Here is a 23,782-nt window from a genome sequence, read left to right as displayed (position 1 = left end):
CGGATGATCCTCAGTGACTGGCCGCCGTGGCGCCCATCTCGTTGACCTGCTTGAAGGTCGAGAAGCGCTCCAGGGCAAAGGGCTTGATCAGCTCGGGCGTCTTGCCGCCGCTGGCGACCAGCTCGGCCATGGTCCAGCCGCAGATCGGCGTGGCCTTGAAGCCCCAGGTGCCCCAGCCGGCATCGAGGTAGTAGTTGGCCAGCGGCGAGCGACCCATGATCGGGCTGTAGTCAGGGGTCATGTCGGTGATCCCCGCCCACTGGCGCATCAGCTTGGCGTTGGCGAGGAACGGGAACATGTCGATGGCGTGGGCCAGCAGGCTTTCCTTGAGGTCCAGGGTCGAGCGCGTGTTGTACAGCGGGTAGGGGTCGGAACCGCCGCCGATCACCACTTCGCCACGGCCGGTCTGCTGCACGTAGCAGTGCAGGGCGGACGAACTCACCAGCGGGTCGAGGAAGGGTTTGAACGGCTGGGTCACCATCGCCTGCAGCGGGTAGCTGTGGATCGGCGCGCGGATGCCCAGCTTGTTCATCAGCAGCGAGCTGTGCCCGGCGATGGCCTGCACCACGCAACCGCACTGCACGGTGCCGCGGTTGGTCTTCACCGCGGTGACGCGGCCGTTGTCGACGACGAAATCCTGCACCTCGGTGAGCTGGTGGATCTCCACGCCGCGCTTGGCCGCCTGCTTGGCGTAGCCCCAGGCCACGGCATCGTGGCGCGCGGTGGCGCCATCGATGTGCCAGAGTCCGGCGAGCACCGGCAGGTGGCCGGGGTCGAGGTTGAGGGTCGGCACCAGCTCGCGGATCTGCTGGCGGTCGATCATCTCGGTGCGCCCGCCGAAGTGCTTGTTCACTTCGGCGCGCTGGCGGAACGCGCGCACGGTGGCGTCGGTGTGCGCCAGGGTCAGTTGGCCGCGCTCGGAATACATGATGTTGAAGTCGAACTCGTTGGAGAGGTTCTTGAACATCTTCACCGACTCGGCATAGAAGCGGACGCCCTCGCTGGTCAGGTAGTTGGAGCGGATCACCGCGGTGTTGCGCGCGGTGTTGCCGGCGCCCAGGTAGGACTTCTCCAGCACCGCGATGTTGGTCACGCCGTGGTACTTGGCGAGGTAGTAGGCGGTGGCCAGGCCGTGGCCGCCGGCACCGACGATGACCACGTCATAGGCCGACTTGAGTTCCTTGGGCGCCGGCAGATCGACCTCGACCGGGTACTCCGAGGACAGGCCGTACTTCAGCAGACCGAAGGGCATGCGGACTCCTCAGCGGCCGCGAGGGCCGACGTTGCAGATTGCTGCTGGCGAGCGGCAGTGACGGTGTTCTGCATCAGCAGGGCGATGGTCATCGGGCCGACGCCACCCGGCACCGGGGTGATGGCCGCGGCGATGGGCAGCACGGCGTCGAAGTCGACATCGCCGACCAAACGATTGCGCCCGTCTTCCTCGATGCGGTTGATGCCGACGTCGATTACCACCGCGCCGGGCTTGATCCAGTCGGCGCCGATCATCCGCGGGCGGCCGACGGCGGCGATCACGATGTCGGCCTGGCCGCTGAGCTTCTGCGGTTTGTTGCTGCGCGAGTGCAGCACGGTGACGGTGCAGTCGGCGGCCAGCAGCAGGGCGGCCATCGGCTTGCCGACGATGTTCGAGCGGCCGATCACCACGGCGTGCTTGCCGCGCAGGTCGCCGAGGGTGTCGCGCAGCAGACGCATGCAGCCGGCCGGGGTGCACGGCGTGAGCACCGCGCGGCCCTGGCTGAGGCCGCCGACGTTCTCGCTGTGGAAACCGTCGACGTCCTTGCGCGGGTCGATGGCCTGCAGCACCAGGTTTTCGTCGATGTGCGACGGCAGCGGCAGTTGCACGAGGATGCCGTGCACCGCCGGATCGGCGTTGAGCGCGGTGATCACCTCGAGCACCGCTGCCGCGGTGGTGTCGGCCGGCAGGCGATGTTCCAGGGAAAGAATGCCGACCTCGCCGGCGCGCAGCACCTTGTTGCGCACGTAGACATGGCTGGCCGGGTCATCGCCAACCAGCACCACCGCCAGCGCCGGCTCGATGCCTTCGGCCTTGAGCAGCGCGACATCGGCCGCGACCTCGGCGAGCACCTGGGCGGAGGCCGCCTTGCCGTCGATCAGCTGGGCACTCATCGGAAGATCACCGTCTTGTCGTGGTTGAGGAACACGCGGTGCTCCAGGTGGTATTTCACCGCCTTGGACAGGGCCACGGTTTCCGTGTCACGGCCCACGGCGACCAGCGCCTCTGGGGCGTAGTTGTGGTCCACGCGCTGCACTTCCTGCTCGATGATCGGGCCTTCGTCGAGGTCGGAGGTGACGTAGTGCGCGGTGGCACCGATCAGCTTCACGCCGCGCTCGTAGGCCTGGTGGTAGGGCTTGGCGCCCTTGAAGCCGGGGAGGAAGGAGTGGTGGATGTTGATCGCGCGGCCGGAGAGCTGCTTGCACAGGTCGTCGGAGAGAATCTGCATGTAGCGCGCCAGCACCACCAGGTCGGTCTTGGTTTCGTCGACGATCTTCATCAGCTCGGCTTCCTGCTGGGCCTTGGTGTCCTTGGTCACCGGCAGGTAGATGAAGCGGATGCCTTCGCGCTCGGCCATCGGCCGCAAGTCGAGGTGGTTGGAGACGATGGCGGTGATCTGCATGTGCATCTCACCCTTGTGGTAGCGGTACAGCAGGTCGGAGAGGCAATGGTCGTATTTGCTTACCATCAGCAGTACGCGCATCGGCGTGCTGGCGCTGAACAGCTCCCAGGTCATCTGGAAGGCGGTGGCCACGTCGGCAAAACCGGCCTGCACCTGGGCGAGTTGATCTTCGTAACCGGCGTTGAAGCGGAACACCGCGCGCATGAAGAAGGTGCCGCTGACTTCATCGTCGAACTGCGCCATTTCGCTGATGTAGCAACCACGTTCGGCGAGGAAGGACGTGACGGCGGCGACGATGCCGGAGGTGGCCGGGCAACTGATCTTGATCACGTACTGGTTCTTGGCGTCTTGCATGTCGAGTCCTCTGCGGGGGCGGCGGCAGGAAGATATTCAGTAATGAATCGGTTATTCGCTGGCGAAGAAAATTAACTGCTGCGAATATATTTTTCGTGTTGGTGGTTTTTATAAGCGAACGGATTCTTCGTGTCCATGCCTGTAAGGAATTTTTTTATCCCTCAGGGAAACAAATAGACTCCGCGTAGGGTGGATCACGCTTCATCGATCCCCCGATGTGTTCCGGGCGTGGACGTGGTGGATGGATAGAGCGCCATCCACCCTAAGGTCAGCGAGGCGCGGGACGGTGTCCTTCGTAGGGTGCGCCGCGCGCACCGGGTGTTCTCACGGTGCCTTCCGGTGCGCACAGCGCACCCTAGGGTCACAGCTGCGAAAAGCGGAACGGCTGTGGATCGACCAGGGGCGTGGCGCCGGTGATCAGGTCGGCGAGCAGGTGGCCTGCACCCGGGGCGATGCCGAAGCCGTGGCCGGAGTAGCCGGTGGAGAGCAGCAGGCCCGGCAGGCTGTCGACCGGGCCGATCACCGGGATCGCGTCCGGGGTCACGTCCATCACCCCGGCCCAGCTCTGCGCCACCTGCAGGTCGAGAAAGAACGGAAAGGCCTTGGCCAGCTCGCGGCGGGCTTCAGCGAGGATGCTTGCCGAGGGCTGCGGGTCGAGCACCCGGCAGGCCTCGAACGGGCTGGCCTGGTCCATCGCCCAGCGCTGCGGCAGGCGCAATTCATCGAGGAAGTGGTGATCCAGGCGCAGGCGCAGCTCGCGGTACTGCTTGCCCAGCGCCGGAAGGAAATCGCGCAGGTAGCGAAAGCTGTCCGGGGTGATCGGCGCCAGGTTGCCGTTGCGCTGGGCGATGGTATAGCCGCCGTCCTGGCGTTTGCGAAAGGCATAGCGGCTGGCCCCCACGGCGATCTCCGGGCCACCGGGCATCGGTGCGGTGCGCAGGACCGAGGCGATCACCTTGAGCTGCGGCAGGCGGATGCCGTGCTGACGACAGAACAGCGAGGACCACGCGCCGCCGGCCAGCACCACGGTGTTGCAGCGCAGCCGGCCGCGCTCGGTGAACAGGCCGACCACGCGACCGCCTTCTATATCCAGGCCGCGCACCGCACAACCGGTCAGCAGGCGGGCGCCCAGGCGTTGCGCCTGGCGGGCAATTACCGCCGTGGCCTGCTGCGGTTCGGCGCGGCCATCTGCTGGCGCGTGCAGGGCACCGCTCCAGCCGGCACGCAGGCCATCCGGCATTTGCCGGTTGAGGTCATCGCGCTGCAGCAGATGGGCATCGGCGCCGTAGTGGCGGGCGGCCTGCAGCCAGTCCGCCTGCTGCTGCAACTGCTGCGGGGTTTCACAGGCGTAGAGCACACCACTGCGGCGAAAGCCGAGGTCGTCGGGAAAGGCATCCTGCCAGGTCTGCCACAGCTGCAGGCTGGCCAGGGCCAGGGGGATTTCCGCGAGGTCGCGGCCCATGCTGCGGCACCAGCCCCAGTTGCGCGAGGACTGCTCACCGGCGATCACGCCCTTTTCCAGGAGCACCACCGGAATGCCGCGCGCGGCCAGCCAATAGGCGGTGCAGATGCCGATGATGCCGCCGCCGATGATGGCGACTTCGCTTTCGCTGGGCAGGTGGCTGTTGCCATCGACGGTTTCGATCTGCGGGTACATGGGCATTCTCCAGGGCAAAGCAGGGTGCGTTCTGCGCACCGAAAGAACCTGTCGCCGAGCTTGCCGTGCCCCGGGCGGCGCGCAACTTGCACCGCATTCGCCGGCACTTCTTTATCAGCATGTGAGAAACAGCATGAGCGGCACCCAAAGCCTGGAGCGGGCCTTTCATCTATTACGCCGCATCGCGACCGCGGGTGTGCAGGGCGCCGCGCTGGATGAGCTGTGCGACGCCTGTGGCTGTTCGCGCCCGACCGTCTACCGCCTGTTACAGGCCCTGCGCCGCCAGGGCTTCGTGCGCCCGGCCGCGCAGCGCGGGCGCTATGTGCTGGGCTACGAACTGTTCGCGCTCGGCGCCCAGGCCGGCAATGCCAGCGCCATCCGCGAGCTGGCGCGCCCGGTGCTGTTGCGCCTGGCGCAGCGTTTCGGTGACAGCTTTTTCCTGCTGGTGCCGGACGGCTACCACGTGCTGTGCCTGGACCTGCTGACCGGCGAACAGCCGGTGCAGAGCTACAGCGGTGCGGTCGGCGGGCGCATCCCCATGGGTGTTGGGCAGGCCTCGCAGGTGCTGCTGGCGCGCATGCCACGGGCCGAACGCAACGAGATCCTGCAGCACAATGCGGCAGTGCTGCGCCTGGACTACGGCCTGGAAATCGAACGGATCACCGACAGCCTGGACAGCGTGCACCGCCTGGGTTTCGCCAGCGGCCTGGCTGATCGCCGACTACCCGGTTACACCGGGTTGGCGGTGCCCATCGTGCTCGCCGATGGCCCAGCACTCGGCGCACTCAGCTGCGCTTTGGCGCGTCCGCGAATGACCGAGGCGAGGCGCAAGGCGTTGGCGCTGGCGATGAAGGAGGAGGCGCAGGTGTTGGCTAATAAGTTGAGTGGATAGTGAGGGTTGGGCTGGGATGGGAGGGGGCAGCAAGCGGTCAACACCGAACATTGACTGATGAACTGACGAAAGTCAGATGTGTGGCTGATGTCAGGTTACGAAACTGCGATTGTTCCTACCAACCGCTAACGGCCAAAAGGGTCGCATTGGATGGCATGAACATCTGGAAAGTGGATCAGTGCACTAAGCATAAAGTGGATCAATACCACGGTCCGCTTTAGCGCCAATATTGGTTCTAAGCGTGTATGTCCGTTGCACATCAGCAGCGCCGAGGGCTTTGAGCCCCAAAGACAGCCTGTTTCGGGAATTCAGCTCACGACTCGGCAGCCGGAAACTGCATGTCACGCTTTCTTCATCGTCTCAAAGAAAGGAAAAGCAACTCATGAACCGCCTCAATTGGTTTGAAGCCTCGCCTGGTGCAGCCAAGTCCCTTGGAGGTCTGCATCATTTCGTGACCACCGGAACTAATCTGCCAGCCCCGCTGATCCACCTAATATTTCTCAGAGTGTCTCAAATCAACGGCTGCGCCCACTGCATCGATCTGCATTCGCGTGATCTGATCAAAGAAGGTATGTCAGTAGACAAGGTGCTGTTAGTACCGGTATGGCATGAAGCGCAATACCTGTTCTCGGATCAGGAGCGCTCAGCATTGGCTTGGGCAGAAGAAGTCACGCGGGTAAGCGAGACACATGTATCCGACGAAGCCTACACAGCAGCATCGGCGATGTTTACGGAAAAGGATCTGGTCGACCTGACAGCGGCCATCGCCGCGATGAACGCTTTCAATCGTATGGGCGTCAGCTTCCGTCTAAAGCCTGCCGCTAAAGCTTGATGGCATAGGCATCCGACATGCAGCACTGCCTAAGGTCTGCCTCTAGCCGCTTGCAGCCATTCACCTTCAACCCATTGCCCAAACCCTATCTCTCGTCGCGTTGAAAAGGTTGAGCAGTTGCCGTGGGCGATCAATCCCTACCGTAGTTCATGATCGACAGCAGCCGAATCGGCACCTTGACCAGCTTCTCCGGGCCGTGCGGTACCTCGCCGTCGAAGGTCAGGCTATCGCCGGCTTTCATCGGGTAGAGCTGGTTGCCGTGGCGGTACACCAGTTCACCTTCGAGCAGGTGAAGGAACTCGGTGCCGGGGTGGGCGAAGGTCGGGAATTCCTCGCTGGCGTCGCCCATGCTGACCATGTACGCCTCGAAGGTCTTGTTCGGGCCGCGGGTGTGGTTGAGCAGGTGGTAGGTGTGACCCTTCTCCGTGCCGCGTCGCACCACTTCCAGGCCTTCGCCGGCTTCCACCAGCAGGGCGCCGCTGTCCTGCTGGTCGTACTGGCTGAACAGTTTGGACATGGGCATGCCGAGTGCATCGCAGAGACGGCTTAGGGTGTCCAGGCTGGTGGAGACCTGGGCGTTCTCGATCTTGCTCAGCATGCCCTGGCTGATGCCGGCGATGCGCGCGACATCGGCGATCTTCAGTTCCTGGGCCTGGCGCTGCCGACGGATCTGCATGCCCAGGTACTGTTCGAGCTTGAGGCGGGGTTGGCTATCTACGGTTATGGTCATGTGAGCGTGTGTGCTCCGCTTATTAGGAATAAAAAATTCGCACCAAGAATTATCGCCCTGCATCCATTCGGTGCATGCATCGCGTATTAGTTTCCCCGTATGAAAGCATTTTTCCCCTATAGATAGAAGGACAGCGCGGCACAGCGGGGAATTGGCGGGATGACAGAGGTTGGCAAGCTGCTTGCATTTCTTTTGGGGAAAGTAACTTTCCTGATTGGAATAATCGGCGGCACAACCGGAGGTCATAACCATGTTGCCCAGCGAAACCCAGCGAATCATCGACCAGCACGGCATCAAGTATGTGCTGGCGCAGTTTGTCGATATACACGGCGCGGCCAAGACCAAGTCGGTGCCGGTGTCCGGTCTCAAGGCCGTGGCCGAGGAGGGCGCCGGTTTCGCCGGTTTCGCCATCTGGGGGATGGGCATGGAGCCCCATGGCCCGGACTTCATGGCCCGGGGCGACCTCAGCACCCTGACCCCGGTGCCCTGGCAGCCGGGTTACGGGCGGGTGGTGTGCATCGGCCACGTCAATGGCCAGCCGCATCCCTATGACACCCGCTATGTACTGCAGCAGCAGGTGCAGCGCCTGACTGATCGTGGCTGGACCCTGAACACCGGCCTGGAGCCCGAGTTCAGCCTGTTCCGCCGCGGTGCCGACGGCAAGCTCAGCCCGGTCGATGGCAGCGACAAGCTGGAGAAGCCCTGTTACGACTACAAGGGCCTGTCGCGCTCGCGGGTGTTCCTCGAGAAGCTCACCGAAGCTCTGCAGCCGGTCGGTTTCGACATCTACCAGATCGACCACGAAGACGCCTGCGGCCAGTTCGAGATCAACTACACCTACAGCGATGCGATGGAGTCGGCGGACCGCTTCACCTTCTTCCGCATGGCCGCCGGCGAGATCGCCAACGACCTGGGCATGATCTGCTCGTTCATGCCCAAGCCGGACCCGCGCCGCGCCGGCAACGGCATGCACTTTCACCTGTCGATCGCCAGCGCCACCAACAAGAACCTGTTCCATGACGCCAGCGACCCGAGCGGCATGGGCCTGTCGAAGCTGGCCTATCACTTCCTCGCCGGCCTGCTGGCCCACGGCCCGGCGCTGTGCGCGTTCGCCGCGCCGACGGTGAACTCCTACAAGCGTCTGGTCGTTGGCCGTTCGCTGTCGGGGGCGACCTGGGCGCCGGCGTTCATCGCCTACGGCGACAACAACCGCTCGGCGATGCTGCGTATCCCCTACGGGCGCATCGAGTTCCGTCTGCCGGACGCTGGCTGCAACCCGTACCTGGTCAGCGCCGCGATCATTGCCGCCGGCCTCGACGGCATCGACCGTCAGCTCGACCCGGGCACCGCGTGCAACGAGAACCTCTACAAGCTGAGCCTGGAGGAGATCGCCGCGCGCGGCATCGACACCCTGCCGCAGTCGCTCAAGGAAGCCTGCGACGCGCTGGAAGCCGACCCGCTGTTCCGCGAAGTGCTCGGCCCGGAAATCGTCGACGAGTTCATCAAGCTCAAGCGCATGGAGTGGGTGGAATACAGCCGCCATGTCTCCGACTGGGAAATCGAGCGCTACACCGAATTCTTCTAGCCGCGCGCCCGCTGCGGCGGGCATGTGCACCCATCACTGACAGAGCCTCCTGCGGGAGGCGATGAGGAACCCTTTATGTGTGGAATCGTAGGCCTGTACTTGAAGAACCCGGCGCTGGAGTCCCAGCTCGGCGCGCTGTTCGAACCCATGCTGCTGGCCATGACTGACCGTGGCCCGGACAGCGCTGGCTTCGCCATCTACGGCGATGAAGTGAAGGATGGCTGGATCAAGCTGACCCTGCAGAGCACCGGTGCCGATGTCGACTACCAGGCGCTGATGGGCGAGCTGGAAGGCCGCCTGGGCTGCTCGCTGGACTGGTTCCAGAACGCCAGCGCTGCCGTGCTCAAGACCACCGCTGCCGAGGCCGATGTACGCGCCGCCCTGGCCGAGCTGGCCCCGCAGGTGCGGGTGATGAGCGTCGGCCAGAGCATCGAGATTCTCAAGGGCATGGGCTTGCCGGCGGAAATCTCCGAGCGGTTTTCCCTGGCCAAGATGAAGGGCAGCCACATCATCGGCCACACCCGCATGGCCACCGAGAGCGCGGTAACCATGGAGGGCAGCCACCCGTTCTCCACCGGCCAGGACCTGTGCCTGGTGCACAACGGCTCGCTGTCCAACCACTTCCGCCTGCGCCAGGAACTGCGTCGCCACGGCATCGAGTTCGAGACCGACAACGACACTGAAGTGGCCGCTGGCTACTTGACCTGGCGCCTGCGCGAAGGTGATTCGCTGAAGGAGGCCCTCGACCATTCGCTGGAAGACCTCGACGGCTTCTTCACCTTCGCCATCGGCACCCGCGACGGCTTCGCGGTGATCCGCGACCCGATCGCCTGCAAGCCGGCGATCCTCGCCGAGACCGACGACTACGTGGCCATGGCCTCCGAGTACCAGGCGCTGTCGACCCTGCCGGGCATCGACAAGGCCAAGGTCTGGGAGCCGGAGCCGGCGACCATGTACATCTGGGAAAGAGCGTGAATCGACCCATGCCTGCTGCGCGCACCGATTGCGGCGTCAGGTCCTCGCGTTTCGCTCGCCGTACTACTCGTACTGTCTCGCGAATCGCTGCGGTCCTTCCTAGCACTCGGCGCGCTCGCTACGGCCTGGCCTCGATTGGATACTTATTGGAGACAGCAGAATGAAAACCATCGACCTTTCCAGCGTCTCGGTACGCGACCTCAACCAAGCCCTGCATGACCAGGCCGGCAATCTGTTCGAGCGCGAATGGCAGGTGACCAACAGTGGCGGCAAGCACAACCTGGCCGTCGGCCTGAACGAGGCGTTGACCGTCGATATCGAGGGCCACGCCGGTTACTACTGCGCCGGGATGAACCAGCGCGCCAGCGTCACCGTGCACGGCAACGTGGGTGTCGGCGTGGCCGAGAACATGATGTCCGGCATGGTCCGGGTCAAGGGCAGCGCCTCGCAGTCGGCCGGTGCCACCGCGCATGGCGGCCTGCTGGTGATCGAGGGCGACGCCGGCGCGCGCTGCGGCATCTCGATGAAGGGCATCGACATCGTGGTCGGCGGCAACATCGGCCACATGAGCTGCTTCATGGGTCAGGCCGGACGCCTGGTGGTGTGCGGCGACGCTGGCGATGCACTGGGCGATTCGCTCTACGAGACGCGCATCTACATCAAGGGCACGGTCAAGTCGCTGGGTTCGGACTGCATCGAAAAAGAGATGCGCGCCGAGCACCTGGAAGAACTCAAGGGCCTGCTCAACCGCGCCGGCTTCGACGAGGACCCGGCCAGCTTCAAGCGCTACGGCTCGGCCCGCCAGCTCTACAACTTCAAGGTCGACAACGCGTCGGCGTACTGATTTAGCACCGCTCGGTGCGCCTGGCGCACCGAGGCCCTGTAGGGTGCGCCGTGCGCACCACTGCCAGACGAGGAATTTGAAATGAGCGAGAAAATCCCCCCGGTGTTGCGCGAGTCCGCCACGTTCGACCGCCTGTCCATCCAGGAAATCCAGCGTGCCGCCGAGACCGGCATCTATGACATTCGCGGCGGCGGCACCAAGCGCAAGCTGCCGCACTTCGACGACCTGCTGCTGCTCGGTGCGAGCATGTCGCGCTACCCGCTGGAAGGCTACCGCGAGAAGTGCGGCACCGACGTGGTGCTCGGCAACCGCTTCGCCAAGAAGCCGATCCACCTGAAGATTCCGGTGACCATCGCCGGCATGAGCTTCGGTGCGCTGTCGGCCAACGCCAAGGAAGCCCTCGGCCGTGGCGCGACCATCGCCGGCACCAGCACCACCACCGGTGACGGCGGCATGACCCCGGAAGAGCGCGGCCAGTCGCAGCACCTGGTCTATCAGTACCTGCCGTCGCGCTACGGCATGAACCCGGACGACCTGCGCAAGGCCGACGCCATCGAGATCGTCCTCGGCCAGGGCGCCAAGCCCGGCGGTGGCGGCATGCTGCTGGGCATGAAGGTCACCGAACGCGTGGCCGGCATGCGCACCCTGCCGGTCGGCGTCGACCAGCGCAGTGCTTGCCGCCACCCGGACTGGACCGGCCCGGATGACCTGGCGATCAAGATCGCCGAGATCCGCGAGATCACCGACTGGGAAAAACCCATCTACGTGAAGATCGGCGCCAGCCGCCCGTACTACGACGTCAAGCTGGCGGTGAAGGCGGGCGCCGACGTGATCGTCCTCGACGGCATGCAGGGCGGCACCGCGGCGACCCAGGAAGTGTTCATCGAACACGTCGGCATCCCGATCCTCTCGGCCATTCCGCAGGCCGTGCAGGCGCTGCAGGAGATGGACATGCACCGCAAGGTGCAGCTGATCGTCTCCGGCGGTATCCGCACCGGTGCCGACGTGGCCAAGGCCATGGCCATGGGCGCCGACGCGGTAGCCATCGGCACCGCGGCGCTGATCGCCCTCGGCGACAACCACCCGCGGCTGGACGAGGAGCTGAAGCAGATCGACTCGGCGGCCGGCTTCTACGACGACTGGCAGAACGGCCGCGACCCGGCCGGGATCACCACCCAGGACCCGGAACTGGCCAAGCGCCTCGACCCGGTCGCGGCGGGGCGTCGCCTGGCCAACTACCTGCGCGTGCTGGTGCTGGAAGCGCAGACCATGGCCCGCGCTTGCGGCAAGTCGCACCTGCATAACCTCGACCCCGAGGACTTGGTAGCGCTGACCGTGGAAGCCGCCGCCATGGCCCGCGTACCGCTGGCCGGCACCAACTGGGTGCCGGGGCAGAAGTTCTGAGCCCAACCGCGAAATGAAAAGGGCCGCAACGCTTGAGTGTTGCGGCCCTTTTTGCAAGAGCGCCCTGATGGTTCCCACGCTCCGCGTGGTAACCCGATCCGGGGACGCTTCGCGTCCCGCAGACGCAGAGCGTCTGTAGCGGCACTCCCACGCGGAGCGTGGGAACGATCAGTGTCCATACAAAAGTCCGATGGTGCCCACGCTCCAGCGTGGGTACCTGGCCCGGGACGCTCCGCCCCGCAGACGCAGAACGTCTGCAGCTGCATTCCCACGCGGAGCGTGGGAACGATCAGTGTCCGTACAAAAGTCCGATGGTGCCCACGCTCCAGCGTGGGTACCTGACCCGGGACGCTCCGCGTCCCGCAGACGCAGAGCGTCTGTAACGGCGTTCCCACGCGGAGCGTGGGAACGATCAACACGATCAACAGTAGAGCACGCGCAGTTGCAGGTTCTGACTGCGATGGTCGGGCCGCACTGCCTCCAACAACGCTGCTCCATTCCCGCTTCCAGTCATTCGCGTTTTACCAGTGTGGAATATAAAAATCGCACCAGGAAAACGCATGGCTGCCTGCTGCCGTTTTCCTTCAGTCCGCTCGAATTCAGTCCCTTCAAATAAAGCCTATACCAATCAATAACCTGCAATGAATCGCCGGCATCACAGCAATTCTGGCAAGCGCTTTGCTATGAGAAATAGGAAATTAAATTTCCTTTAAGGAATTTAAACGTGGTGTTTTGCCGGTGAATTCCAGGCCGGCTCGGCACTCTCGCCACACACGCTTTCGCAAACGTCCGTCCTCGCATCCGACAGCGAGGCTGGATCAATCCCGTCGGTAATCGAACGTATTGGGGGTAGTAGGCAATGAACCGATTTTTACCTGTTGGGCGCAGCCTGTTGGGGGCTTCTGTTCTGTTGGGCAGTGTCGCGGCCCAGGCGGAAGAGGCCGTGGTGCCGACCATCAACAGCGGCGACACCGCCTTCGTGGTGGTGTGCGCGCTGGTAGTACTGCTGATGACACTGCCCGGCCTGGCGCTGTTCTACGGCGGCATGGCGCGCAGCAAGAACGTGCTGTCGGTACTGACCCAGGTCTTTGTCACCACGGCACTGATGTCGGTGCTGTTCGCGGTCTACGGCTACAGCCTGACCTTCGCTGACGGTGGCTCGCTGCAGGCGATCATCGGTGGCACCGAGAAGCTGTTTCTCGGTGGCGTCAGCCCCGATTCGGTGGTCGGTACCATCCCCGAGTACCTGTACTTCCTGTTCATGCTGCTGTTCGCCGCGATCACCCCGGCGATCATCGTCGGCGCCTTCGCCGAGCGCATGAAGTTTGCCGCGGTGCTGGTGTTCATGGCGGTGTGGCTGACCATCAACTACATCCCCATGGCGCACATGGCCTGGGGCGGCGGCTGGGTCTTCGACCTCGGCGTGCAGGACTTCGCTGGCGGCAACGTGGTGCACCTCAACGTCGGCATCGCCGCCCTGGTCGGTGCTTGGCTGATCGGCAAGCGTCGCGGCTACGGCACTTCGGCACTGGCGCCGCACAACATGACCATGACCTTTACCGGCGGCTCGCTGCTCTGGGTAGGCTGGCTGGGTTTCTGCGGCGGCTGCGCCCTGGCCGCCAGCGGTTTCGCCATGCTGGTGATCGTCAACACCATGCTCGCCAGTTGCGCCGGTGCCCTGGCCTGGCTGCTGGTGGAATGGCTGCACCGTGGCAAGCCGAGCCTGTTCGGCGCGATTTCCGGGGCCATTTCCGGCCTGGTGATCATCACCCCGGCCTGCGGCTTCGTCGGCCCGATGGGCGCCATCCTGCTCGGCTTCATCGCTGCGCCGGTGTGCGTCTGGGCGGTGGAAAAACTCAAGCCGATGCTCGGCCTGGATGACGCCTTTGACGTGTTCGGCGTGCACGGTGTCGCCGGCATTCTCGGCGGCCTGCTGACCCCGGTATTCGCCTTGACCAGCCTCGGTGGCCAAGGCTTCGTCGAAGGCCGTGGCCTGGGCGAGCAGTTGCTGGTCAACGGCGGTGCGCTGCTGTTCAGCATCGTCTTCTCGGCGGTGAGCAGCTGGATCGCCTACAAGATCGCTTCCCTGCTGTGTGGCGGGCTGCGCGTGGAAGAAGAGGTCGAGGTCGATGGCCTGGATCTCTCCGCCCATGGCGAAGTCGGCTACAAGTACTCGAACTGAGGGGGACTGCCATGAAACTGATCAGCGCAGTCATCAAACCCTTTCGCCTGGTCGATGTGCGGGAGGCGCTGGCCGAGGTTGGCGTCACCGGCCTGACCGTTACCGAGGTCAAGGGCTACGGCCGGCAGAAGGGCCACTCGGAGATCTACCGCGGCGCCGAATACGTGGTCGACCTGGTGCCCAAGGTGAGGCTCGAAGCGGCTGTCACCGACGAGCGCTGCCAGGCGGCCGTGGACGCCATCCTCAAGGCGGCGCGTACCGGCAAGATCGGCGACGGCAAGATCTTCGTCCATGACCTCGCCACGGTGGTGCGTATCCGTACCGGCGAGGAGGGCGGTGACGCCGTCTAGGCCGAACACCGCAGATGAACGACGCCGGCCCCGTGCCGGCGTTTTTCATGGCGATCCGTGTCTGCGAAACCCGTTATTGCGCGGTGCTTGCGTAGGGTGCGCCGCGCGCACCGATGGACCGCGCACCAATGAGTCGTGAACCGGTGCGCCGCGTACCGATGGGGGGCACCTGGTGCGCACGGCGCACCCTACGACGGCAGCACCAGTGTGGCCGTGCCCGGCGCCTCCATAACGCTAATCGCAACCCGTTCGGCCTAGCCATTCACCGGCCAACAGGCCTCTTCACGATTGACCCGCCTTGCGCCGAATCGGCGCGCGCAGCACCGATTTGACCACCCGTAGTGCAGCCGCAAAACACCCCGCCAGCCCGCGGTTTACGCCACGCCCAACCAGCACGCGGAAATCCCGGCGGCGGCCGAAAGTGGCATGTTCCGTGCTTTCTTAAAAAGAACAAAAAGTTCCCTGTGGGAATTTTTAGGCGTCACTTTGCACAACCACTCACAGGCGCTTTCCGGCGCGTCAGGGAGGGCTTCAGATGACTGCATCCACCGGCGATGTAATGTTCAGCAAACCCAGGTATGCCAGCCAGGCTTCGACGCATCCGGCGCGTCATCGGGTGGTGGTGGCGCAGGACGCCGCCCACGCCGCCACGCTGCTGGAACCCGCGACGCCAACCCTGCTGCTCTGCCTCAGTGGCGAGCTGCCGACAGCGATCGAGCAGGAGTGCTTCGCCGATCCGCTCGGGCTTTACCTGCGCCTGCAGCTGCTGCTGGAAGACGCCCAGGTCGGCACGCGCCTGTATGTGGTCGGCGACGAGACCTTCCTCTGGCATGTCTACCGCCTGGCCCGGCACGCCGGCCTGCTCGGCGACGAGATCGAACTGTTCAAGCGCGGCGAGCGCAAGCGCCTGTTCTGCGTGCACTGCTCGACCTTTCAGGACATCGGCGAAGTGGGCGAAACCTGCTGCAGCCACTGCGGCGTGCGGCTGCTGGTGCGCGAACATTTCTCCCGCCGTCTGGGCGCCTACATGGGTGTGTGCATTGATCCCGACCAGCCGTACGCGGATGGTCGCAGTGTGGAGGCCCGGCCGTGAGCGCGCTGATGAACGTCAAGGTCACGGCCGTGCGCCAGCTGACCCCGGTGGTGCGGGAATTCACCTTCGAGGCCGAGGAGGGCAGCCTGCCGGCGTTCTCTTCCGGAAGCCACGTGCAGGTGGCGATGCCGCTGGAAGGCCGCACCCTGCGTAACGCCTACTCGCTGCTCGGCGACCCGGCCGATCCGCGCCGTTATCGCATCGCCGTGCGCCTGCAGGACGACTCGCGCGGTGGCTCGCGCTACCTGCACGAGCAGGTCGCGGTCGGTGATCGCCTGCAGCTGTCGGTGCCGCACAACCTGTTTCCGCTGAACTCCCAGGCCCGCCATCACGTGCTGGTGGCAGGTGGCATCGGTATCACCCCGTTCATGGCCTACATCGCCGAGCTGCAGGCCCGCGGCGCCTCTTTCGAGCTGCACTATGCCTTCCGCGGCCGCCTCACCGATGCCTACGCCGACGACCTCGCCGCGCGCCTGGGCGAGCGCCTGCATACCTACGATTCCAGCGCCGGCGAGCGCCTGGATTGCGCCGCGCTGTTGGCCGCGCAACCGCTGGGCGCGCACCTCTATGCCTGCGGGCCGCAGCGCCTGCTCGATGCCCTGCGTGAGCAGGCCCAGGCGCTTGGCTGGGCCGATAGCCGAGTGCACTGGGAAGCCTTCGCCGCGCCCGAGCCGGGCCTGCCGTTCGCCGTCGAACTGGTTGGCAGTGGCCGGCGCATCGAGGTGCCGGCCGATCACAGCCTGCTGGAGGCGCTGGAGGCCGCCGGGGTGGAAATCCCCAACCTGTGCCGCGGCGGCGTCTGCGGGCAATGCGCCACGCGCTACGTGGGCGGCGAGGTGGAACACCGCGACCACTACCTCGACGAGACACAGCGCAGCGATTCGCTGATGCCCTGCGTGTCCCGTGGTGGCTGCGCCAGCCCACTGTTGCTCGACCTCTAGGGTGCGCCTGGCGCACCACCACGATTGGGAGCGGTGCGCACGGCGCACCCTACGTACCTCGCCAGACTGGAGCGTTTTATGTCCGTAGTGATGAAACCCCTGGAAACCTATCGGGACGACTTCACCTTCAGCAACAGCCCGCAGGCCATTGCGCGTTTTCCCTTCCCGTTCCCCGAGGACAACTACATGTACTCGGTGAACATCGAGCCGGCCACGCCGCGCGAGCCGGGCTCGATCTACCAGCACTGGTTCGACATCGACGAGCACTACCTCTCCGAGATGGCCGAACGTGCCCGCGTGCTGGAGAAGGACCCGGAGCGCTGCCTGGTCATGCCGCACATGGCGCAGGCCTCCTGGGACACCCTGGAGATGCTCATGGAGCACCTGTCCAGCGACTACCCGGAGCACTTCGCCCTGCAGCGCGACGGTGACCAGTGGCTGTGGACCAACCGGCCGCTGGGCATCGAGCAGCGCTTCACCTTCGGTGACGCCACGACGCTGCCGTGCGAGCCGCTGGAATACATCACCCGCCAGGCCCAGGGCGATTTCGCCGTGCTCGATCAGCGCGATGGCGACCTGTTCATGGATGCCGGCATGGTCACCTGCCCGGCGGACTGGTCGATCAAGTTCGACGCCGGCATGAGCTTCCAGCAGTGGCACTCGCCCGTGCCGGGCGTGGCCCATCAGCTCGGCGTGTTCGAGCGGGCGCTGAAGTACCTGCTGAACATCCAGGTCGGCCATCCGGTGCGCCGCCTGAACTGGACCATGACCATCAACCCGCGCCTGGACACCTCGTCCGAGACCTTCCATGAGTGGGGCCATGAGCGCGGCACGATCACCCCGGAAAACGTCGCCAAGCTGGTGCACCTGCGGGTCGAGCTGCAGTTCATGCCACGCCTGCCGCGCAGCAACGCGCTGCTGTTCGGCATCCGCACCTACCTGATCAGCCTGGAAGAGCTGGCCACCAATCCGGCCTGGGCCTGTCGCCTGCACCGCGTGCTGCGCGACCTGCCGGACGCCATCGCCGACTACAAGGGCCTGACCCGTTACCGGCAGACCGCCGTGGACTGGCTGCGCCAGTTCGACCCCCAGGCGTGCGCCGCCTGAACCCGCTTTCCATCGCCTGTGTGCAGGCTTCATAGAACGGCTTTATAGAAAAACGAGACAGGAGAATCACCATGGCCAATTCCTGGCGCATTTCCGCCCTTGCCGATCGTCATCGCGCATTGGGTTCCAAGCTCGAAGACTGGAGCGGCATGGGCACCGCATGGACCTACGCCAGCGACCTGGCCGACGAGCACGAGGCGATCCGCACCCGTGCCGGGCTGATGGACGTGTCCGGGCTGAAAAAGGTCCACTACGTCGGCCCGCACGCCGAAAGCCTGCTGGACTACGCCACCAGCCGCGACATGTCTAAGGTCTACCCGGGCAAGAGCGTGTACGCCACCATCCTCAACGAGGGCGGCAAGTTCATCGACGACTGCGTGATCTACCGGACCGGGCCCAACGCCTTCATGGTGGTGCACGGCTCCGGCACCGGCTACGAGTCGCTGGTGCGCTCGGCCCAGGGCCGCCAGGTGGCGGTGCTGTTCGATGACGACATGCACGACCTGTCGCTGCAGGGACCGCTGGCGGTGGATTTCCTCGCCGAACATGTGCCGGGGATTCGCGACCTGCCGTACTTCCACCACATGCAGACCAAACTGTTCGACCGCCCGGTGATGCTCTCGCGCACCGGCTACACCGGCGAACGTGGCTACGAGATCTTCTGCAAGGCGGCCGACGCGCCGTTCATCTGGGACACCATCCTGGAGAAGGGCAAGGCCATGGGCATCATCCCCTGTGCCTTCACCGCGCTGGACTGGCTGCGGGTGGAGAGCTACCTGCTGTTCTTCCCCTACGACAATTCGGAAATATACCCCTTCGCCGACCAGCCGGCCGGCGACACCCTCTGGGAACTGGGCCTGGACTTCACCGTGTCGCCGACCAAGAGCGACTTCCGTGGCGCCACCGAGCACCGTCGGCTCAAGGGCAAGGAGCGCTTCAAGATATTCGGCGTGCTGCTCGAGGGCAGCCAGGCTGCCGAAGGCGGCGACACCCTGTGGGCGGATGGCAAGCAGGTTGGGGTGATCACCTGTGCGGTGTACTCGCGCCTGACTGGTAAATCCATGGCTATCGCCCGTCTCGATGTGCCCTATGCCGAGCAGGGCGTGAAGCTGGAAGTGAAGGGCAGCCTGGCGGTGAACGCCATCGCCCACACCCTGCCGTTCGATGATCCGGAGAAGAAGAAGCGTACGGCCAAGGGGTGACCCGCTAGCAATCACTTCAACGCAATACCAACGAGTTCCTGGGGCAAGGGAACAGGGCGACAGGGATGTGGCCCGACTTGCCGCAGTCACGCCATGAAAGGAGCGACACCATGACCTGGCTGAATGGATGGGGCTACCTGCTGCTGGCGGGCCTTTGCGAGGTGCTGTACGCGACGATCATCCCGCGCACCGAAGGCTTTACCCGGCTGTGGCCGAGCCTGTATTGCAGCTTCTTCCTGCTCCTCAGCATCTACCTGCTGAGCCTCTCGGTACGGGTGTTGCCAATGGGGCTGGCGTACGCCGTGTGGGTCGGTATCGGCACGCTCGGCATCGTGCTCTATGGCGTACTGGTACTGGGTGAGAGTCTGGGTCTGTTGCGCAGCTTGTGCCTGGTCATGATCGTGGCCGGCATTGTCGGTCTCAAACTGGTCGAACCGGCGCCGAGCGCTGCCTGAGGTAAATCAATGCGTATACACGTTCTGCAGCACGTTCCGTTCGAAGACATCGGCAGCATGGCCGAGTGGTTCCGCCAGCGGGGCGCGCAGCTGTCCTACAGCCGTTTCTACGAAGCCGATGCGCAGCTCCCCGAGCTTGTCGGCATCGACCTGATCATCGCCATGGGCGGGCCGATGAGCGTCAACGACGAGTCGGCGCTGCCCTGGCTGGTGACGGAAAAGGCCTTCCTGCGTGAGGCCATCGCCAACGAGGTGGCGGTGCTAGGCGTGTGCCTCGGCGCGCAGCTGATCGCCAGTGCGCTGGGCGCGCAGGTGCAGCCCAATGCCGAGGTGGAAGTCGGCTGGTTCCCGGTGTGGCGAGCGGACAGGGTGGGAGAGGAGTGCTTCACCTTTCCACCGCGTATCGAGCTGTTGCACTGGCATGGCGAGACTTTCGCCCTGCCGGCGGACGCGACCCTGCTGGCCTCCAGCGAGGCGTGCCGCAACCAGGCGTTCCAGATCGGCCGGCGGGTGATCGGTCTGCAGTGCCACCCGGAGATGACCCCCGCGATCGTCAGCGATCTGCTCGCCGAATTCGGCGCCGACCTGCAACCGGGGCGCTGGGTGCAGAGCGCTGCCGAGCTGGCCGCGGTGCCGGCCGAACGCTACCGGGTGGCGCAGGGGCTGATGAGCGATGTGCTGACTTACCTGTTGGCGAAATGATCTCGCCACCCACGGTTACCCGCGGATAAGACGTGCAGGTGTAGGGTGGACGACGCGCCACCCATCCACCGTTTTGCCGGTGCAAGCACAAGCGCGCGAGCCGTCGCTACTTGATGTACCAGCCCCAAGGCTCGGCACTTTCGTAGCGGGTGATCTGCTTAGTCTCCAGGTAATTGTCCAACCCCCATTCGCCGAGTTCGCGGCCAATACCGCTGCGCTTCACGCCGCCCCAGGGCAGTTCGCTGAAGGTCGGTTGCGAGCAGTTGATCCAGACGATGCCTGCCTGCAGTTTTCGCGCGACGCGCTCGCAGCGTTCGAGGTCGGCAGACATCACCGCGGCGGCCAGGCCGAACGCGCTGTCGTTGGCCAGGCGCAGGGCCTCGGCTTCGTCGTCGAACGGATTGACGCACACCACCGGGCCGAAGATTTCCTCGCGCCACAGGTCGCTGTCCAGCGGCACATCGGCGAACACCGTGGGTTGCAGAAACCAGCCTTCGGGCAGGTCAGCCGGCCGCTGGCCACCGCAGAGCAGGCGGGCGCCGTCAGCGATGCCCTGGGCGATGGCGGCGCTGACCTTGGCGTGCTGGCCGGCGCTGACCAGCGGTCCGAGCAGCACGCCAGGTTCCAGGCCGTTGCCGATGCGGATCTTGTGGGTTTCCGCGACCAGCCGCTCCAGCAGCGCCGGGTACAACGCGCGCTCGACCAGCACCCGTGAGGTGGCCGAGCAGACCTGGCCCTGGTTCCAGAAGATGCCGAACAGGATCCACTCCACCGCCGCCTCGATATCGCTATCGGCGAAGACGATGAAGGGCGACTTGCCGCCCAGCTCCAGGCTGATGTTCTTCACGTCGCGGGCGGCGGCCTGCATGATCCGGCTGCCGGTGGGAACGCTGCCGGTGAAGGCCACCTTGTCCACGCCGGGGTGTTCGACCAGCGCCGCGCCGGCTTCGCCACCGAGGCCGGGCAGCACGTTGAGTACCCCGGCCGGCAGCCCGGCCGCTTCGGTGATACGCGCCAGTTCCAGGGCAGTCAGCGGGGTCAGCTCCGACGGCTTGAGTACCATGCAGCAGCCGGCGGCCAGGGCCGGGGCGACCTTCCAACTGGCCATCAGCAGCGGGTAGTTCCAGGGGATGACCGCGGCTGCCACACCCACCGGTTCACGGACCACGCTGGCGCGAAAGCGGGCGTCGGCCAGGGCTATCGGGCGCTCCTCGCCATCCAGGCGCTCGGCCAGGTCGGCGTAGAAGTCGAAACAGCCGGCGGCGTCGGCGATGTCCCACTGCGCTTCGGGCAGCGGCTTGCCGTTGTCGCGTACTTCGAGCACGGCCAGGTCTTCCAGGTTGGCGCGAATGCCGTCGGCGATACGACGCAGGATCGCCCCGCGTTTGGCGCCAGACAGGCGTGGCCAGGGCCCGTGGTCGAAGGCGCGGCGCGCGGCGCTCACGGCCAGGTCGACATCCGCCGCGCTGGCGGCGGCGACCCTGGCTAGCAGGCTGGCGTCGCTGGGGTCGAAGACCTCGAAGTGGCCGGCCTGTTGCGGTGCGAGCCACTGGCCATCGATGTACAGGTGAGGACGGTCGAGCATGGTGTTTCCTTAGCCGCTCAGGCGGCGTGCTGTTTCAGCAGGTGTTCCAGGCGGTTGCCGGCGGCGCCGTAACGGAGGATCTGCAGGGCTTTTTCGGCGATTACGCTGCCGGCTTCCAGCGGTGGCAGGCCGGCGCGGTAGATGTTGGAAATCACCGTGTATTCCCAGGCGATGCGCGGGTTGCCGTTGAAGCGCGCGGCGTCGGCCTGGTCGCGCGCATCGAGGCGCAGGGCCAGGTAGGCGGACAGGCTGCGCGAGGCCAGGGCGTCGCCGCCGGGGCGCTCGCCGATCAGCATGATCACCAGGCGCGCCTGCAGTGTCTCGCCGACCGCTTCGGCCAGTTTGACCCGGCCGTAGGGCGCGAGCACGGTGCGGCCGACGCGCAGCGCCTGGCTGGCCAGACCGTCGAACAGCACCGGCAGCAGCTCGGCCATGTTGTGGTGCACCGCCTCGGCACTGAGGCCATCGGAAATCACTACCTGCACATCGTTGTGTTCGGCCTGCAGGCGGGCCAGTGCGTGGTCGGCGAGCTGGGCACCGAGCTCGGGGTTGCCCAGGTGTTGCTCGCGGCTGCTGGCGCGGGTGGCCAGCAGGCGCGGTGCGGGCAGGCCGTTGGTGGCGAAACCGAGTTCCTCGGGGCGCAGGTCGGCGTAGATCGCCTGGCGCGCCACCGCCTGGTTGCCGCGCAGGGTGCGCGCCACCCGGTTGCTTGGGCGCGGCCCGGCATTGTCGAAGCCGTAGGCGGCCGGCACCGATTCCAGCAGGCGCTGATAGTCGAGGTCGGAATGGCAGAACTGCCGCGGATTGCCCCAGTTCGGCCCGCGCTGCAGCTGCTCGTGTTCGTCCAGGCTGAAGATGCCGCGCTGCAGGGCCCAGGCCAGGTACTCCGGCGCCGGTTTCAGCTCGTGCACCTCGCGCAGGGTCTGGTCGTCGTGGCCGCTGGTATCGAAGTAGGCGAGCATGCGGTCGTTGCCCAGGTACACGTCCATGAAGAAATTGGCACCGGCGGCGGCGAGCAGTTCGGTGGCCATCTGCTGGCCTTCGGCGGTGACCTGCGAATGCAGGGTGAAGCACGGCGCCATGCCCATGGGCAGGCCGAGCAGCTTGCCCATGAAATGATCCTGCAGGCACGAATAGGTCATCTCGAAGTTGTCGAGGTGGGTCTCCGGGCCGATGAAGCCGGTGACGTTGTTGACCATGAACGGCGAGTAGCGTCGCGCCAGGCCGTAGCACAGCGCCTCGCAGGTGGCCATGTCGATGCCTTCGTGCTTGTTGTAGGTCAGCTCGCTGCCCTGGCCGGTCTCGAAGTACATGACGTTCTCGGCGCTGGCCGCCAGCGGGCCGTGCTCGGCCATCACCGAGTAGGCATGGTCGAGCAGCTCGACGGTGACGTCGAACTCGTCGGTCAGTGTGCGCTCGGTGCCGGCCAGACTCTGGAACATGATCTCCACCGGCGCGCCGCGCTCCAGGCAGGCCAGCTGGGTCTTGATGTGCGAGAGCACGCAGATCTGGGTCGGTGCGCCGGTCTCGCGGCGCAGCGTGTCGAGGTGGTGCAGGGTGGCGCTGATGTTGTCCACGGTATCGATGGCCGGGTTGAGGCCAATCAGCGCATCGCCGGAGCCCATCGACAGGCCGGCGTAGACCAGCAGGCTCATGCCCGCCAGGTTGTCGGTGGGGTGGTTGGGCTGCAGCCGCGAGGACAGCGTGCCGGGCAGGCCGACCAGGGTCCGTGCCCGCGCCGCGGCGCCGTGCTTGAGGCGCTTGGCCAGGAGGATCAGCTCGTGCACGTCGAGCAGCTTGGCTACCGCAGCGGCCATCACCCCGGTCAGGCCGCTGCCGATGCGGCGAATCTCCGGGCCCTTGGCGGCGAGCAGGCGGTCCTTGAGTTCGCCGAGGGTCAGTGCGGCGATCTCGGCGAACACTGTGTGGTCGATCTGGTAGTTGATGCGCATGACGCTGTCGATGCGGCCCTGGGCGTCGGTCAGCGGGTGGTCGAACAGGTGCTGCAGGGTCAACCCGGAGAGAATCGCCCGTGCCGCCTCGCGCTCCACTTCATCGACCGCGGCCAGGCCGGCCACGCGCTCGCCGGCCTTGCTGATGTCGGCGGCGCCGAGCAGGCGTTTGAGGCCGTGGAAGCGGAACGCGCGTTGCAGCATGAGGATGTCGTAGGTCTGTTCCGCCTGCGGCGTGGGCAGGATGATCGTGTCTAGCGGGACGAGCGGGCGCATGGCTGTCTCC

At 65.4% G+C, this 23,782-nt stretch carries 21 protein-coding genes; 14 read left to right on the top strand and 7 right to left on the bottom strand.

What is annotated here, in order from left to right:
• Positions 1-10: 10 nt before the first annotated feature.
• The 4 genes from IB229_RS00550 to IB229_RS00535 all read right to left on the bottom strand — a co-directional run bounded on the left by IB229_RS00550 (position 11) and on the right by IB229_RS00535 (position 4,665).
• Positions 11-1,252, bottom strand: coding sequence for an FAD-dependent oxidoreductase (locus IB229_RS00550; RefSeq protein WP_192323881.1), 1,242 nt, complete (start codon positions 1,250-1,252; stop codon positions 11-13).
• Positions 1,234-2,145 (bottom strand): bifunctional methylenetetrahydrofolate dehydrogenase/methenyltetrahydrofolate cyclohydrolase FolD, encoded by a 912-nt coding sequence (gene folD, locus IB229_RS00545; RefSeq protein WP_192323879.1) that lies wholly within the window; start codon positions 2,143-2,145, stop codon positions 1,234-1,236. Before folD ends, IB229_RS00550 begins: the two co-directional genes overlap by 19 nt.
• On the bottom strand, positions 2,142-3,008 hold the full coding sequence (gene purU / locus IB229_RS00540; RefSeq protein WP_192323877.1) for a formyltetrahydrofolate deformylase: 867 nt from the start codon (positions 3,006-3,008) through the stop codon (positions 2,142-2,144). The genes folD and purU overlap by 4 nt, the downstream gene beginning before the upstream one ends.
• A 361-nt stretch (positions 3,009-3,369) precedes the next feature.
• On the bottom strand, positions 3,370-4,665 hold the full coding sequence (locus tag IB229_RS00535) for an NAD(P)/FAD-dependent oxidoreductase (protein ID WP_225578886.1): 1,296 nt from the start codon (positions 4,663-4,665) through the stop codon (positions 3,370-3,372).
• 133 nt (positions 4,666-4,798) lie between these two features.
• On the opposite strand from IB229_RS00535, the gene IB229_RS00530 reads away from it, so the two are divergent.
• On the top strand, positions 4,799-5,557 hold the full coding sequence (locus IB229_RS00530) for an IclR family transcriptional regulator (RefSeq protein WP_192323873.1): 759 nt from the start codon (positions 4,799-4,801) through the stop codon (positions 5,555-5,557).
• A gap of 382 nt (positions 5,558-5,939) precedes the next feature.
• On the top strand, positions 5,940-6,389 hold the full coding sequence (locus IB229_RS00525; RefSeq protein WP_192323871.1) for a carboxymuconolactone decarboxylase family protein: 450 nt from the start codon (positions 5,940-5,942) through the stop codon (positions 6,387-6,389).
• Between the two features lie 130 nt (positions 6,390-6,519).
• On the opposite strand, the gene IB229_RS00520 is transcribed toward IB229_RS00525, so the two are convergent.
• Positions 6,520-7,119 carry a helix-turn-helix domain-containing protein gene (locus tag IB229_RS00520; RefSeq protein ID WP_192323869.1) on the bottom strand — a complete coding sequence of 200 codons (600 nt, stop codon included), beginning with the start codon at positions 7,117-7,119 and terminating at the stop codon, positions 6,520-6,522.
• Between the two features lie 250 nt (positions 7,120-7,369).
• On the opposite strand from IB229_RS00520, the gene glnT reads away from it, so the two are divergent.
• The 12 genes from glnT (at position 7,370) to IB229_RS00460 (ending at position 19,959) form a co-directional block, all read left to right on the top strand.
• Positions 7,370-8,704: a type III glutamate--ammonia ligase gene (gene glnT, locus IB229_RS00515; protein ID WP_192323867.1), complete on the top strand. Its 1,335-nt coding sequence runs from the start codon at positions 7,370-7,372 to the stop codon at positions 8,702-8,704.
• Positions 8,705-8,779: 75 nt separating this feature from the next.
• Positions 8,780-9,679 (top strand): class II glutamine amidotransferase, encoded by a 900-nt coding sequence (locus IB229_RS00510; protein WP_192323864.1) that lies wholly within the window; start codon positions 8,780-8,782, stop codon positions 9,677-9,679.
• A 160-nt stretch (positions 9,680-9,839) separates the two neighbouring features.
• Positions 9,840-10,523: a protein glxC gene (locus IB229_RS00505; RefSeq protein WP_192323863.1), complete on the top strand. Its 684-nt coding sequence runs from the start codon at positions 9,840-9,842 to the stop codon at positions 10,521-10,523.
• An 81-nt stretch (positions 10,524-10,604) separates the two neighbouring features.
• Complete coding sequence (locus tag IB229_RS00500; RefSeq protein WP_192323861.1) at positions 10,605-11,927, top strand: FMN-binding glutamate synthase family protein; 1,323 nt, start codon at positions 10,605-10,607, stop codon at positions 11,925-11,927.
• Positions 11,928-12,786: 859 nt separating this feature from the next.
• Positions 12,787-14,109: an ammonium transporter gene (locus IB229_RS00495; protein WP_192323859.1), complete on the top strand. Its 1,323-nt coding sequence runs from the start codon at positions 12,787-12,789 to the stop codon at positions 14,107-14,109.
• Positions 14,110-14,120: 11 nt separating this feature from the next.
• Positions 14,121-14,459: a P-II family nitrogen regulator gene (locus IB229_RS00490; protein ID WP_192323857.1), complete on the top strand. Its 339-nt coding sequence runs from the start codon at positions 14,121-14,123 to the stop codon at positions 14,457-14,459.
• A gap of 535 nt (positions 14,460-14,994) precedes the next feature.
• Positions 14,995-15,552, top strand: a complete 558-nt coding sequence (locus IB229_RS00485; RefSeq protein WP_225578885.1) for a dimethylamine monooxygenase subunit DmmA family protein — start codon at positions 14,995-14,997, stop codon at positions 15,550-15,552.
• Positions 15,549-16,493, top strand: coding sequence for a PDR/VanB family oxidoreductase (locus tag IB229_RS00480; protein WP_192323855.1), 945 nt, complete (start codon positions 15,549-15,551; stop codon positions 16,491-16,493). The genes IB229_RS00485 and IB229_RS00480 overlap by 4 nt, the downstream gene beginning before the upstream one ends.
• Before the next feature lie 78 nt (positions 16,494-16,571).
• The gene (locus IB229_RS00475) at positions 16,572-17,600 is read left to right on the top strand and encodes a heme-dependent oxidative N-demethylase family protein (RefSeq protein ID WP_192323853.1); all 1,029 of its coding nucleotides are present in this window, start codon (positions 16,572-16,574) and stop codon (positions 17,598-17,600) included.
• A gap of 71 nt (positions 17,601-17,671) precedes the next feature.
• Positions 17,672-18,802 carry an aminomethyltransferase family protein gene (locus IB229_RS00470; protein WP_192323851.1) on the top strand — a complete coding sequence of 377 codons (1,131 nt, stop codon included), beginning with the start codon at positions 17,672-17,674 and terminating at the stop codon, positions 18,800-18,802.
• Positions 18,803-18,912: 110 nt separating this feature from the next.
• Complete coding sequence (locus IB229_RS00465) at positions 18,913-19,257, top strand: DMT family transporter (protein ID WP_192323849.1); 345 nt, start codon at positions 18,913-18,915, stop codon at positions 19,255-19,257.
• A gap of 9 nt (positions 19,258-19,266) precedes the next feature.
• Positions 19,267-19,959, top strand: a complete 693-nt coding sequence (locus tag IB229_RS00460) for a type 1 glutamine amidotransferase (protein ID WP_192323847.1) — start codon at positions 19,267-19,269, stop codon at positions 19,957-19,959.
• A gap of 106 nt (positions 19,960-20,065) precedes the next feature.
• On the opposite strand, the gene IB229_RS00455 is transcribed toward IB229_RS00460, so the two are convergent.
• Together IB229_RS00455 and eutB are read right to left on the bottom strand one after the other, a co-directional pair.
• Positions 20,066-21,544, bottom strand: a complete 1,479-nt coding sequence (locus IB229_RS00455) for an aldehyde dehydrogenase family protein (RefSeq protein WP_192323845.1) — start codon at positions 21,542-21,544, stop codon at positions 20,066-20,068.
• A gap of 17 nt (positions 21,545-21,561) precedes the next feature.
• Complete coding sequence (gene eutB / locus IB229_RS00450) at positions 21,562-23,772, bottom strand: ethanolamine ammonia-lyase subunit EutB (RefSeq protein ID WP_192323843.1); 2,211 nt, start codon at positions 23,770-23,772, stop codon at positions 21,562-21,564.
• Positions 23,773-23,782 lie beyond the last annotated feature (10 nt).

Source organism: Pseudomonas sp. PDM14, from assembly GCF_014851905.1.
Classification (GTDB): domain Bacteria; phylum Pseudomonadota; class Gammaproteobacteria; order Pseudomonadales; family Pseudomonadaceae; genus Aquipseudomonas.
Note: the sequence above shows the minus strand (reverse complement) of the source record. Positions and strands in the feature narration are given on the sequence as shown.